The sequence below is a fragment of the Microbacterium sp. AC026 genome (assembly GCF_979258475.1).
On record NZ_OZ409857.1, the window covers coordinates 416,980 to 430,393 of the forward strand.

General features: G+C 67.0%; 7 protein-coding genes, 1 tRNA gene and 2 pseudogenes. 8 read left to right on the plus strand and 2 right to left on the minus strand.

Annotated elements, in window-relative coordinates:
* Positions 1-27: 27 nt before the first annotated feature.
* The 5 genes and pseudogenes from gltB (at position 28) to ACZZ93_RS02180 (ending at position 8,925) form a co-directional block, all read left to right on the plus strand.
* Positions 28-4,550 (plus strand): annotated as a pseudogene (gene gltB, locus ACZZ93_RS02160) (glutamate synthase large subunit).
* Positions 4,543-6,009 carry a glutamate synthase subunit beta gene (locus ACZZ93_RS02165; RefSeq protein WP_463510382.1) on the plus strand — a complete coding sequence of 489 codons (1,467 nt, stop codon included), beginning with the start codon at positions 4,543-4,545 and terminating at the stop codon, positions 6,007-6,009. Before gltB ends, ACZZ93_RS02165 begins: the two are co-directional and overlap by 8 nt.
* Before the next feature lie 55 nt (positions 6,010-6,064).
* On the plus strand, positions 6,065-7,516 hold the full coding sequence (pyk, locus tag ACZZ93_RS02170) for a pyruvate kinase (protein WP_053096089.1): 1,452 nt from the start codon (positions 6,065-6,067) through the stop codon (positions 7,514-7,516).
* A gap of 287 nt (positions 7,517-7,803) precedes the next feature.
* On the plus strand, positions 7,804-8,310 hold the full coding sequence (locus ACZZ93_RS02175) for an esterase/lipase family protein (RefSeq protein WP_463510383.1): 507 nt from the start codon (positions 7,804-7,806) through the stop codon (positions 8,308-8,310).
* A 72-nt stretch (positions 8,311-8,382) separates the two neighbouring features.
* Positions 8,383-8,925 (plus strand): hypothetical protein, encoded by a 543-nt coding sequence (locus ACZZ93_RS02180; RefSeq protein WP_187249650.1) that lies wholly within the window; start codon positions 8,383-8,385, stop codon positions 8,923-8,925.
* Positions 8,926-8,941: 16 nt separating this feature from the next.
* Here the strand turns inward: ACZZ93_RS02180 and ACZZ93_RS02185 are convergent.
* Positions 8,942-9,024, minus strand: a tRNA-Leu gene (locus tag ACZZ93_RS02185).
* A 101-nt stretch (positions 9,025-9,125) separates the two neighbouring features.
* Here ACZZ93_RS02185 and ACZZ93_RS02190 point away from each other — a divergent pair.
* Positions 9,126-9,746, plus strand: coding sequence for an ANTAR domain-containing response regulator (locus tag ACZZ93_RS02190; protein ID WP_042536652.1), 621 nt, complete (start codon positions 9,126-9,128; stop codon positions 9,744-9,746).
* Between the two features lie 3 nt (positions 9,747-9,749).
* Complete coding sequence (locus ACZZ93_RS02195; RefSeq protein WP_463510384.1) at positions 9,750-10,313, plus strand: GNAT family N-acetyltransferase; 564 nt, start codon at positions 9,750-9,752, stop codon at positions 10,311-10,313.
* Here ACZZ93_RS02195 and ACZZ93_RS02200 read toward each other — a convergent pair.
* Positions 10,288-10,716 (minus strand): hotdog fold thioesterase, encoded by a 429-nt coding sequence (locus ACZZ93_RS02200; protein WP_056278760.1) that lies wholly within the window; start codon positions 10,714-10,716, stop codon positions 10,288-10,290. The two genes, ACZZ93_RS02195 and ACZZ93_RS02200, sit on opposite strands and share 26 nt — an antisense overlap.
* A 45-nt stretch (positions 10,717-10,761) precedes the next feature.
* Here ACZZ93_RS02200 and polA point away from each other — a divergent pair.
* Positions 10,762-13,394: pseudogene (gene polA, locus ACZZ93_RS02205) on the plus strand (DNA polymerase I).
* Positions 13,395-13,414 lie beyond the last annotated feature (20 nt).

A 13,414-nucleotide genomic window follows, 5' to 3' on the forward strand; every position in this document is an offset into this window, starting at 1 on the left:
TTCCGGCGCTTACCCCCGAAGCAGGGCATGTACAACCCGGCGTTCGAGAAGGACGCCTGCGGCCTCGCCATGGTCGCGACCCTCCGCGGCGAGGCGGGCCACGACATCATCGCGCTCGCGCTCGAAGCGCTGCGCAACCTGGAGCACCGCGGGGCGATCGGCTCGGATGCCGGCACCGGAGACGGCGCGGGCATCCTGACGCAGATGCCGGACGCGTTCCTGCGCGCCGTCACCGACTTCGAACTGCCCCCGGTCGGCGAGTACGCCGCGGGCCTGGCATTCCTGCCGCGCGATTCCAGCGAGCGCCGCCAGCAGAAGGCCGGCATCGAGAAGATCGCCCGCTCGGAGGGACTCCGCGTCCTCGGCTGGCGCGAGGTTCCGACGGTCAACGACAACCTCGGAAAGCTCGCCGACGAGGCGCGTCCCGCCTTCGAGCAGCTCTTCGTGAGCGCCGGGGGAGCGACGCACTCGGACGCCCCGCTGACCGGCATCGCCCTCGACCGCGTCGCATACCGACTGCGCAAACGCGCCGGTCACGAGCTCGGCGCCTACTTCGTGACGCTGTCCGCCCGCACTCTCGGCTACAAGGGCATGGTCACGACGCTGCAGCTCGAGCCGTTCTACCCCGACCTGCAGGACGAGCGCTTCATGTCCGAGCTCGCGGTCGTGCACTCCCGCTACTCCACGAACACGTTCCCCTCCTGGCCGCTCGCTCAACCGCTGCGCATGCTCGCGCACAACGGCGAGATCAACACGGTCGGCGGCAACCGCAACTGGATGCGGGCTCGCCAGTCGCAGCTCGAATCCGAGCTGCTGGGCGATGTCGCGCCGCTGCTGCCGATCTGCACCGACGGTGCCAGCGACTCCGCGTCGTTCGACGAGGTGCTCGAGCTGCTCACCCTCACCGGTCGCAGCCTGCCGCACGCCATCATGATGATGGTCCCCGAGGCGTACGAGAAGCAGTCCGACATCTCTCCGGAGCTTCGTTCGTTCTACGAGTACCACTCGAACCAGATGGAGCCCTGGGACGGCCCGGCGGCGCTCATCTTCACCGACGGCACCGTCGTCGGCGCGACCCTCGACCGCAACGGGCTCCGCCCCGGGCGCTGGACCGAGACGACCGACGGCCTCATCGTCATCGGCTCGGAGACCGGTGTGCTCACCTTCGAACCCGAGCGGATCAAGCGTCGCGGACGCCTGCAGCCCGGCAAGATGTTCCTCGTCGACACGTCGCAGCGACGCATCATCGAAGACGAGGAGATCAAGCACGATCTCGCGACCATGCACCCGTGGCAGGAATGGCTGGATGCCGGTTCCGTGCGGCTCGCGGACCTCCCCGAGCGGGAGCACATCGTGCACCCGCCCGCATCGATCACCCGCCGTCAGCGCACCTTCGGCTACACGGAGGAGGAGGTGCGCATCCTGCTGACCCCGATGGGCCAGAACGGTGTCGAGCCTCTCGGCGCGATGGGATCCGACACTCCGATCGCGGTGCTCAGCAAGCGTCCCCGCCTGCTCTTCGACTACTTCACTCAGCAGTTCGCGCAGGTGACCAACCCGCCGCTCGACTCGATCCGCGAAGAGGTCGTCACGAGTCTGAAGCTCGGTCTCGGCCCCGAGAGCAATCTGCTCACCTGGGGTCCCGACCACACCCGCACGGTGTCGCTCGACTTCCCGGTCATCGACAACGACGAGCTCGCGAAGATCCGTCACATCGACAAGGCTCTTCCCGATCGCTCCAGCGTGACGATCAGGGGCCTGTACCACTTCGACGCCGGCTCGAACACGCTCGAGAAGCGTCTGACCGAGATGTGCGACGAGGTCGATGAGGCCATCGAGAGCGGTGCCGAGTTCATCATCCTGTCGGATCGCGACTCGAACAAGGATCTGACCCCGATCCCTTCGCTCCTCATGGTCTCGGCCATCCATCACCACCTGATCCGTCGTGAGAACCGCATGAAGGTCGGTCTGATCGTGGAGGCGGGTGACGTCCGCGAGGTGCATCACGTCGCGACGCTGATCGGATACGGCGCGTCGGCGGTCAACCCGTACCTCGCGATGGAGACCGTCGAGCACCTGGTGCGCACCGGCTACATCACCGGCATCAGCCCCGAGAAGGCCGTCCGCAACCTGATCTACGCGCTCGGCAAGGGCGTGCTGAAGATCATGTCGAAGATGGGCATCTCGACCGTCTCGTCGTACGCCGGCGCACAGGTCTTCGAGGCCGTCGGTCTGAGCGAGGAGTTCATCGACAAGTACTTCACCCGCACCGAGTCGAAGCTCGGCGGCATCGGCATCCAAGAGATCTTCATCGAGAATCAGGCTCGTCACGATTACGCCTACCCGGAGGATGAGGCTGCTCGCGCTCACGAGCGCCTCTGGACCGGTGGCGAGTACCAGTGGCGTCGCGACGGTTCCCCGCACCTCTTCAACCCGGAGACGGTGTTCAAGCTGCAGCACGCCACACGCGAGCGCCGCTACGACATCTTCCGCGAGTACACCAGGATGGTCGACGATCAGGCGGCGGAGCTCAAGACTCTGCGCGGTCTGTTCTCGCTGCGGACCGGTACGCGCAAGCCCGTGCCGCTCGACGAGGTCGAGCCGGTCTCGGCGATCGTCAAGCGGTTCTCGACCGGCGCGATGAGCTACGGATCGATCTCGAAAGAGGCACACGAGACTCTCGCGATCGCCATGAACAGGCTCGGCGGCAAGTCCAACACGGGTGAGGGCGGGGAGGATGCCGACCGTCTGCTCGATCCCGAGCGCCGCAGCGCGATCAAGCAGGTCGCCTCGGGACGCTTCGGTGTCACCAGCCTGTACCTCACCGAGGCCGACGACATCCAGATCAAGCTCGCCCAGGGTGCGAAGCCCGGCGAGGGCGGTCAGCTGCCTCCGCAGAAGGTGTATCCGTGGGTCGCGCGCACGCGCGGCGGAACACCCGGTGTGGGACTCATCTCGCCCCCGCCGCACCACGACATCTATTCGATCGAAGACCTGAAGCAGCTCATCTTCGACCTGAAGCGGGCCAACCCCGAGGCGCGGATCCACACGAAGCTCGTCAGCCAGTCGGGCATCGGCGCGGTCTCGGCGGGTGTCGCGAAGGCTCTGAGCGACGTCATCCTGGTCTCAGGTCACGACGGCGGCACGGGTGCGAGCCCGATGAACTCGCTCAAGCACGCGGGAACGCCGTGGGAGCTCGGCCTCGCCGAGACCCAGCAGACGCTGATGCTCAACGGCATGCGCGACCGCGTGGTCGTGCAGGTCGACGGCCAGCTCAAGACGGGACGCGATGTCATCATCGGCGCTCTGCTGGGCGCGGAGGAGTTCGGATTCGCGACGGCTCCGCTCGTCGTCAGCGGCTGCATCATGATGCGCGTCTGCCACCTCGACACCTGCCCGGTGGGCGTCGCGACGCAGAACCCCGTGCTGCGCGAGCGCTTCACCGGCAAGCCGGAGTTCGTCGTGAACTTCATGGAGTTCATCGCCGAAGAGGTGCGCGAGATCCTGGCCGAGCTCGGCTACCGCTCGATCGATGAGATCGTCGGCCGCACCGAGCTGATCGAGGCGAACGCCGCACTCCAGCACTGGAAGGCGGAGGGCCTCGACCTGAGCCCCGTGCTCGAGGGGCCGGCATTCCCGGCGAGCGAGCCGCGTCGCAGCCGCCGCACGCAGGATCACGAGCTCGAGAAGCACTTCGACGTGCAGCTCATCGACATCGCCAAGCCGGCGCTCCTCAACGGCGAACCGGTGGTGGTCGAGCTGCCGATCGCGAACACCGAACGCGCCGTCGGGACGATGCTGGGTCACCAGGTCACCTCCCGACACGGCGCCGCGGGGCTTCCCAGCGGCACCATCGACGTCACGCTGCACGGCACCGCCGGTCAATCGCTCGGCGCTTTCCTGCCTTCTGGGATCGTGCTTCGACTCGAGGGCGACGCGAACGACTACGTCGGCAAGGGGCTCTCGGGCGGCGACATCTCGATCCGTCCCGCTCGCGGGGCTGCCATCGCTCCGCACGAGAACGTGATCGCCGGCAACGTGATCGGCTACGGCGCGACGTCCGGGACCATGTATCTCTCCGGGGTGGTCGGCGAGCGATTCCTCGTGCGCAACTCCGGCGCGACAGCCGTCGTCGAGGGAGTGGGCGACCACGCGCTCGAGTACATGACGGGCGGCGTCGCGGTGATCCTCGGCTCGACGGGTCGCAACCTCGGCGCCGGCATGTCCGGGGAGTGGCCTACATCCACTCGCTCGACAGCGGCAAGATCAACGCCCAGTCGCTCGGCAGCGGCGAGCTCCGGCTCGAACCGCTCGACCGAGCCGACCTCGAAGTGCTGCGGAGCCTGATCGTGGCACACGTGGAGCGCACGGCCTCGCCGCTCGGCTCCGACATCCTGGCACGGTTCGATGAGACCGCAGGCCAGTTCACGAAGGTGCTTCCTCGCGACTACGCGGCAGTCCGCAGCATGCGCGAAGAAGCGGTCGCCGAGGGCATCGACCCCGACGGCGACATCGTCTGGAACCGCATCCTGGAGGTGACCGGTGGCTGATCCCAAAGGTTTTCTGAAGGTCACAGAACGTGAGCTTCCCCCGCGTCGCCCTGTGCCGGTGCGCATCATGGACTGGAAAGAGGTCTACGAGCCCGGCGACCAGGCCGTCCTGAAGCGGCAGGCAGGTCGCTGCATGGACTGCGGTGTGCCGTTCTGCCATCAGGGCTGCCCGCTGGGCAACCTGATCCCCGAGTGGAACGACCTGACCTGGCGCGGCGAGGGCCGTGCGGCGATCGATCGCCTGCACGCGACCAACAACTTCCCGGAGTTCACCGGTCGCCTGTGCCCGGCACCGTGCGAGAGCTCGTGCGTGCTCGGCATCAACCAGCCTCCTGTCACGATCAAGCAGATCGAGGTCTCGATCATCGACGAGGCGTTCGCCAAGGGCTGGGTCGAACCGCAGCCACCGGCCCGCCTGACGGGCAAGACCGTCGCGGTCGTCGGGTCCGGCCCTGCCGGTCTCGCCGCTGCTCAGCAGCTCACGCGCGCCGGTCACACGGTCGCGGTGTTCGAGCGCGACGACCGCATCGGCGGCCTGCTGCGTTACGGGATCCCCGACTTCAAGATGGATAAGGGGCAGCTCGAGTCGCGCCTTCGCCAGATGCAGGAAGAGGGAACACGCTTCCGCGCCGGAGTAGAGATCGGCAAGGACATCTCGTGGGCCGACCTGCGCGCCCGCTACGACGCCATCGTGATCGCCACCGGATCCACGGTTCCGCGCGACCTGTCTATCCCTGGTCGCGACCTCGACGGAGTGCACTTCGCGATGGAGTACCTGGTCGAGTCGAACCACGCGGTCGCCGGTGACAAGGTGCCGGAGCAGATCACCGCCGAGGGCAAGCACGTCATCGTGATCGGCGGCGGTGACACCGGTGCAGACTGCATCGGCACCGCACACCGTCAGGGCGCGATCAGCGTGACGAACCTCGCGATCGGCAAGCAGCCAGGCACCGAGCGGCCGGGCCACCAGCCCTGGCCGATGATGCCGACGCTGTTCGAGATCTCCTCGGCACATGAAGAGGGCGGCGAGCGGGTCTTCCTCGCCTCGACCGTCGAATTCCTCTCGAACGATGTCGGCGAGGTGCGCGCGCTCCGCGTCGCCGAGACCGAGTTCATCGACGGCCGCCGGGTTCCCAAGAGCGGGACGGAGCGCGAGATCCCCGCAGATCTCGTACTGATCGCGATGGGCTTCACCGGTCCGGAGCAGGACGGCTACTCCGAGGACACCCTCCCGCAGGTGACCGACCGCGGTGCCTTCCGACGTGATGACAGCTACGAGTCCACGGTTCCCGGCGTCTTCGTCGCCGGTGATGCCGGTCGCGGACAGTCGCTGATCGTCTGGGCGATCGCCGAGGGCCGCGCGGCTGCGGCGAACGTCGACCGATTCCTCATGGGAACCACCGTGCTGCCCGAGCCGGTGCGACCACATGAAGTCGCTATCGGTCTCCAGCCCGCGTAGGCTGAGCGGCGGCACCGTCGCCTGATTTCCATCCCCCACTACCCTGGAGCAATCTTTGAGACGCGCGAAAATCGTCGCCACCCTGGGCCCCGCCACCTCCACGTACGAGACCGTGCGTGCACTCATCGACGCCGGAGTGGACGTCGCCCGTCTGAACCTCAGCCACGGTGACTACTCCGTGCACGAGAACAACTACGCCAACGTCCGTCGCGCTGCCGACGATGCGGGCCGCGCCGTCGCCATCCTCGTCGACCTTCAGGGGCCGAAGATCCGTCTCGGCAAGTTCGAGAACGGTCCCTACGAGCTCGCCGAAGGCGACATCTTCAAGATCACGACCGAAGACATCATCGGCAACAAGGAGATCTCGGGCACGACGTTCAAGGGCCTGCCCAACGACGTCAAGCCGGGCGACTTCCTGCTTATCGACGACGGCAAGGTCCGCGTCGAGGTCGTCGAGACCGACGGAGTCACCGTCACGACGCGCGTGATCGTCGCGGGCGCCGTCTCGAACAACAAGGGCATCAACCTGCCCGGCGTCGCCGTCAACGTTCCCGCGCTCAGCGAGAAGGACGAGGACGACCTCCGTTGGGGCCTGCGCATCGGCGCCGACCTCATCGCCCTGTCGTTCGTCCGCAACGCCGAAGACGTCAGCCGCGTGCACGAGATCATGGCAGAGGAGGGCGTCAAGGTCCCCGTCATCGCCAAGGTCGAGAAGCCGCAGGCCGTCGACGCTCTCGAGGAGATCGTCGACGCGTTCGACGCGATCATGGTCGCCCGTGGCGACCTCGGGGTCGAGCTGCCTCTGGAGGCCGTGCCGATCGTCCAGAAGCGCGCTGTCGAACTGGCACGCCGCAACGCGAAGCCCGTCATCGTCGCCACTCAGATGCTCGAGTCGATGATCAACAGCCCGGTGCCGACGCGCGCCGAGACCTCCGACGTCGCCAACGCCGTGCTCGACGGCGCGGATGCCGTGATGCTCTCGGGCGAGACCAGCGTGGGTGACTACCCGGTCGTCGTCGTCGAGACGATGGCTCGCATCATCGAGTCCACCGAAGAGCACGGACTCGAGCGCATCGCCCCGCTGACGAACAAGCCGCGCACGCAGGGTGGTGCGATCACTCTCGCCGCTCTCGAAGTGGCCGAGTTCGTCGACGCGAAGTTCCTCTGCGTGTTCACCCAGTCCGGTGACTCGGCGCGTCGTCTCTCACGTCTGCGCTCGCGTATCCCGATGATCGCGTTCACACCCGAGCCGAGCATCCGCCGTCGCATGGCGCTCACCTGGGGCATCCGCTCGAAGCTCGTCGACATGGTCCAGCACACGGACCTGATGTATCTGCAGGTCGACGATTATCTGCTCAGCAGCGGCCTCGCCGTCGAGGGTGACAAGGTCGTCGTGATCTCCGGTTCCCCTCCCGGAATCGTCGGCTCGACCAACGACATCCGCGTGCACAAGGTCGGAGACGCCGTGAACGGCGCGGCTCCGATCTACAAGGAAGCCACGGTCTGATCCAGGCAAGAGGCGAAGGGGCGGAGCCACGGTTCCGCCCCTTCGTCGTATCCTTCTCGGGGGAGGCCTGGCGGTTGGTATCGTCTGGCGTGACGGATGCGGCGCGGCCACCAGGGGAGGGACATCATCGATCTCGTGAGACGGGCCCGCTGGTGGATCGCGGACTACGCCTATGCCGCCTACTGGCAGGTGCGCTCGGCCTTCGACCGCCGCGATCCGTCTTCGTTCGCCGGGGTCATGCCGCTCCGATCGTCATCCTTCCCGGTGTCTACGAGACATGGCGTTTCATGCAACCGCTGATCACGGCCCTGCATGATCGCGGTCATCCGATCTACGTGGTCGATGCCCTGAGACGCAATCAGCGTCCCGTGCGGGATGCAGCGCGGGTCGTGACGGCCTTCCTCGAGCGCGCGGACCTGTCCGACGTGCTGCTCGTCGCGCACAGCAAGGGTGGACTCGCGGGCAAGCTCGCGATGGCCGGCCCGGCGGGGACTCGAGTACGCGGCATGTTGGCGGTCGCGACTCCCTTCGGCGGTTCCCGGTACGCACGGATACTCCCTGTCCCGTCCCTGTGGGCCTTCGCCCCCTCGCATCCCTCGATCGTGGAGCTCGCTCGGCATCAGGACGTGAACGAACGGATCGTATCGGTGTACGCCACGTTCGATCCGCATATCCCCGAGGGCAGCGAACTGCCGGGTGCGCGCCGGAACGTCCGGCTCGACACAGGCGGGCACTTCCGGATCCTCGCGGATCCTCGCGTCCTCGGCGAGGTCGCGTCTCTCTCCGAACCCTGAGCGGGTCGACCTCGGCGCCCGCGGCACCGTCTCGGGACCGGTCGGCGCCGCGACATGACGGATTCTCAGCGCATGACGGATACTCTGGTGCTGGCGCACGCCGTGACAGACCACGCGGGCGCCGTGCCCATGGATGAAGCGACCATCGAACCCGCCACGGACGCGCGCCTCGACAGCGCCCGGCCGCCGTGCGGCGTGCCCGTTGCGGGTCGTTCGGAGGCCCCGGCCGACCCTGCTGCGGTGATGGCTGATCCGATGACGTCGTCGAAGCCCGGCAGCATCGGGGTCCGCTATCGCCTCAAGCGTCGATTCCGAACGTGCGACGCGATCGCGTGCGTGCCGGTGCCGCTCGCGCAGACCCGCATCGCCGAGACGATCGCGGCGGACGACGGAGCCCGCATCTACGGTGGCGGCACCTACATGCCCGTGCTGCGTGACGGAGCCCCGGTTGACGCCTCCGACGAGAACCTCGACGCGATCATCCGTGCGGCGGTGCCGACACGGGTCGTGCTCGCAGAGCATCCTGCCGTCGCGGAGCGCGAACTGCACGCGGCCATGCGGCCCGCGCTGGATCGCTACCTCCTCATCGACGATGAGATCTGGTCACTCGTCTGAGGGCTGTTCTCTGATGTGCCGGCGGTGGGACTCGAACCCACACGCCCTTTCGGACAAAGCATTTTGAGTGCTCCGCGTCTGCCATTCCGCCACGCCGGCTCGTGTGTCGCGTCTTCGACTTTAGCGCAGCGGATCAGTGTCGATCCTCACGCGCCGCGGCATCGGGGGACCTCAGAGGCGCTCTCCACTAGGATGGATCTGTGACCGAGCAAGAACAGGCAGCCGAGCAGCCCACGTCATCCGCACCCCGACGCGTCGTCGTCGCCGAGGACGAGTCGCTGATCCGTCTCGACATCGTCGAGATCCTCCGCGACAACGGCTTCGATGTCGTCGGCGAGGCCGGCGACGGAGAGACCGCCGTGGCGCTGGCGACCGAGCTGCGCCCCGATCTCGTCATCATGGACGTCAAGATGCCGCAGCTCGATGGCATCAGCGCCGCCGAGAAGCTGCACAAGGGCAACATCGCACCCGTCGTCCTCCTCACGGCATTCAGCCAGAAGGAACTCGTCGAACGGGCCAGCGAGGCCGGCGCCCTGGCCTATGTGGTCAAGCCGTTCACGCCGAACGACCTGCTGCCCGCCATCGAGATCGCTCTCGCTCGCCACGAGCAGATCATCACGCTCGAGGCCGAGGTCGCCGACATGGTCGAGCGCTTCGAGACCCGCAAGCTCGTCGACCGCGCCAAGGGACTGCTCAACGAGAAGATGGGCCTTTCCGAGCCCGAGGCGTTCCGCTGGATCCAGAAGGCATCGATGGACCGCCGCCTGACGATGCAGGACGTGGCGAAGGCGATCATCGAGCAGCTCGCTCCGAAGAAGTAGCCTTTGCTTCCACTCGACGCAGAGCATGTTCTGCGTCCGGTCCGGACCGGCGACGGCGCGGCCCTCGCGAGAGCGTACTCCGCGAATCGCGACCATCTCGCGCCGTGGGAACCGCTCAGGGCTCCGGAGTTCTTCACTCGGGAGTGGCAGGAGTTCCATGCGGAGCAGTGTGTCATCGAAGCCTCGGCCGGTCGCAACATCCGGTTCGTGATCGAGTCGTCCGATGGTGAGATCCGCGGAAGGATCAACCTCAACAACATCGTCCGCGGGGCTTTCTGGAATGCGGACCTGGGCTACTGGGTCGACAGGACGCGTCTGCGGCGGGGACTCGCTTCCCGCGGCGTGCACCGGGTCGCCGAGTACGCCCGCGACGAGGTGCAGCTGCACAGGCTGCAGGCAGCGACCCTTCTGCACAACTCTGGTTCACAGCGTGTGCTCGCCGACAACGGCTTCGAGCGCATCGGAATCGCGTCGCAGTACCTGCGCATCGCGGGGGAGTGGCAGGATCACCTGCTGTTCCAGTTGCTGCTGGTCGAGCCGCTCAGCCTGCCGCGGGAGCGTCCTTGATCATGTTGGTGATCCGGATGGTCGAGCAACGACGCCCCTGATCGTCGGTCACGACGATCTCGTGCACGGTGATGCTGCGGCCGAGATGGACGGGTGTGCAGACGCCCGTCACGACACCCGACGTGGCGGAGCGCGTGTGGGTGGCGTTGATGTCCACCCCGACCGCGAGTCGGCCCGGGCCCGCGTGCAGGTTCGCCGCCATCGAGCCGAGCGACTCACCGAGAACCACGTAGGCACCGCCGTGCATGAGGCCGACGGGCTGTGTGTTCCCCTCGACCGGGAGCGTCGCGACGCATCGCTCGGTGGTGAATTCGAGGAACTCCATGCCCATCTTCTGAGCGAGAGCACCCATTCCACGGGCTGTCGCCCAGTCGAGTCCTGCACTGGTGGCAGTGTCGCTCATGGTTCCTCCTCAGCGGGTGTCTGTCGTCCTCGTTAGGCTGACAGGGTGACGGACTCCGCAAAGCCTACCCTCATGGTCGTCGACGGCCATTCGCTCGCCTATCGTGCCTTCTTCGCCCTCCCGGTCGAGAACTTCACGACGAAGGACAATCAGCACACGAACGCCATCTACGGCTTCCTGTCGATGCTGGTGAACCTCATCAAGGCCGAGCAGCCGACGCACATGGCGATCGCGTTCGACACCTCCCGTCATTCGTTCCGCACCGATCAGTACCCCGAATACAAGGCGACGCGGTCGGAGTCCCCGCAGGAGTTCCGGGGTCAGATCCCGCTGCTGCAGGACTGCCTCGCGGCGATGTCGATCCCCGTGCTCACCAAAGAGGGCTTCGAGGCCGACGACATCCTCGCGACGCTCTCGACGCAGGGCGCGGAGCAGGGATACGACGTCCTGGTGGTCTCCGGAGACCGCGACACGATTCAGCTGGTCACCGACGACGTCACGCTGCTGTACCCGTCCGTGCAGGGCGTCTCGCAGCTCAAGCGCTACGACCCGGTGACCGTGCAGGAACGCTACGGAGTGCGGCCCGAGCAGTATCCCGACATCGCGGCTCTCGTGGGCGAGACGAGCGACAATCTCCCCGGCGTGCCCAAGGTGGGGGAGAAGACCGCCGTCAAGTGGCTGACGCAGTTCGGTTCGCTCGACGACCTGCTCGAGCGAGCCGATGAGATCAAGGGGGTCGTGGGCGGCAACCTGCGCGATCACATCGAGGACGTGCGCCGTAACCGTCGGCTCAACCGACTGCTGCGCGACGTCGAGCTTCCCGTCGCTCCCGACGACCTCGCGGTCGCCCCGATCGACGCTCAGGCCGTGCGCGACATCTTCGCCCGCCTCGAGTTCCGCACCCTGCTGCCCCGTGTCTTCGAAGCAGTCGGCGCCGGCGAGGTCGCCGACGATCCGGCCGCGACGGTGGTGCTGCCCGAACCGACTCAGGTCATCGCAGCCGAGTTCGTCAGCTGGGCCGACGCGCAGACGGACGACGTCGCACTGCGTATCGTCGTGCAGGGCGGGGCACCGACGCGTCTCGGCGCCGCGACCGCGAGCGAGCTCCGCGAACTCGACTGGAACGATGACGACATCGAGGTGCTGAGACCGTGGCTCGAGTCGACGCGCCCCAAGGTGCTGCATGATGCGAAGCCCCAGGTGAAGGCGCTGCTGCGCCTCGGCATCCGGCTCCAGGGACTCGCTTACGACACCAGTCTCGCCGGCTGGCTGCTGCGACCGAGCTTCCCCGACAAGACCCTGTCCGACCTCGTCGAACGGTATCTCGGAGAGAAGCTGCCCGAGGCGGATCCCTCGCAGCTCGTGCCGGAGACGGAGGGCGCCACCCCATCGCAGGAGGCCTGGTTCGCGCTCCGCGTCGCCACGGTTCTGCCTGACGACATCCCCGAGTCGGTCGCCGCTGTGCTCACCGACATCGAGCTTCCGACCCTGCTCACCCTGGCCGACATGGAGGTCGCGGGAGTCGCGGTGTCGCACGACGTCCTCTCGACGTTCTCGGGCGAGCTGGCGACGCGCGCGGACCGCCTCGCACAGGAGGCGTTCGGGATCGTCGGTCGCGAGTTCAATCTCGGATCTCCGAAGCAGCTCCAGGAGGTGCTGTTCGACGACCTGCAGCTGCCCAAGACCCGCAAGACGAAGACCGGATACTCCACGGATGCTGCGGTGCTCGCCGATCTCCAGGAGTCGCATCCGCATCCTTTCCTCGGTCTGCTGCTGCAGCACCGTGAGGCCACGAAGCTCCGTCAGATCATCGAGTCGCTCGACACCGCGATCGGAACCGATCACCGTGTGCACACGACGTATGTGCAGACCGGAAGCCAGACCGGGCGCCTGTCGAGCACAGACCCGAACCTGCAGAACATCCCGGTGCGCACCGAGGAGTCGCGTCGCATCCGCAGCGCGTTCCAGGTGGGAGAGGGGTACGAGTCGCTGCTCACCGCCGACTACTCGCAGATCGAGATGCGCATCATGGCCCATCTGTCCGGCGACGAAGGCCTCATCGAGGCGTTCAACAGCGGTGAGGACCTCCACCGCTTCGTCGGCGCGCGAGTGTTCGGGGTCGAACCGAGCGAGGTGACGTCCGCGATGCGCACGAAGGTGAAGGCGATGTCCTACGGCCTCGTCTACGGTCTCTCCGCGTTCGGCCTGTCGAAGCAGCTCCGCATCGAGCAGTCCGAGGCGAAGCAGCTGATGGTCGAGTACTTCGCGCGGTTCGGAGCGGTACGCGACTACCTCCGGGCATCTGTCATGAAGGCCAAAGAGGTCGGCTACACCGAGACCATCTTCGGGCGGCGGCGACCCTTCCCCGACCTCGCGAGCCCCAACCGCGTGCTGCGCGAGAACGCAGAGCGCGCAGCGCTCAACGCACCGATCCAGGGCAGCGCGGCCGACATCATGAAGATCGCGCTGCTGCACATCCACGAAGACCTCAGGTCGGAGGGACTGTCCTCGCGTGCGCTGCTGCAGATCCACGACGAACTCGTCGTCGAGGTCGCACCGGGGAGTGGGACGCGGCCGAGCGGATCGTTCGGACTCGCATGGGCGATGCGGCGGATCTCACCGTGCCGCTCGACGTGCAGGTCGGGCGCGGGCAGGACTGGAACGAGGCGGCGCACTGATTCCGACCGCGCGTCCGTGA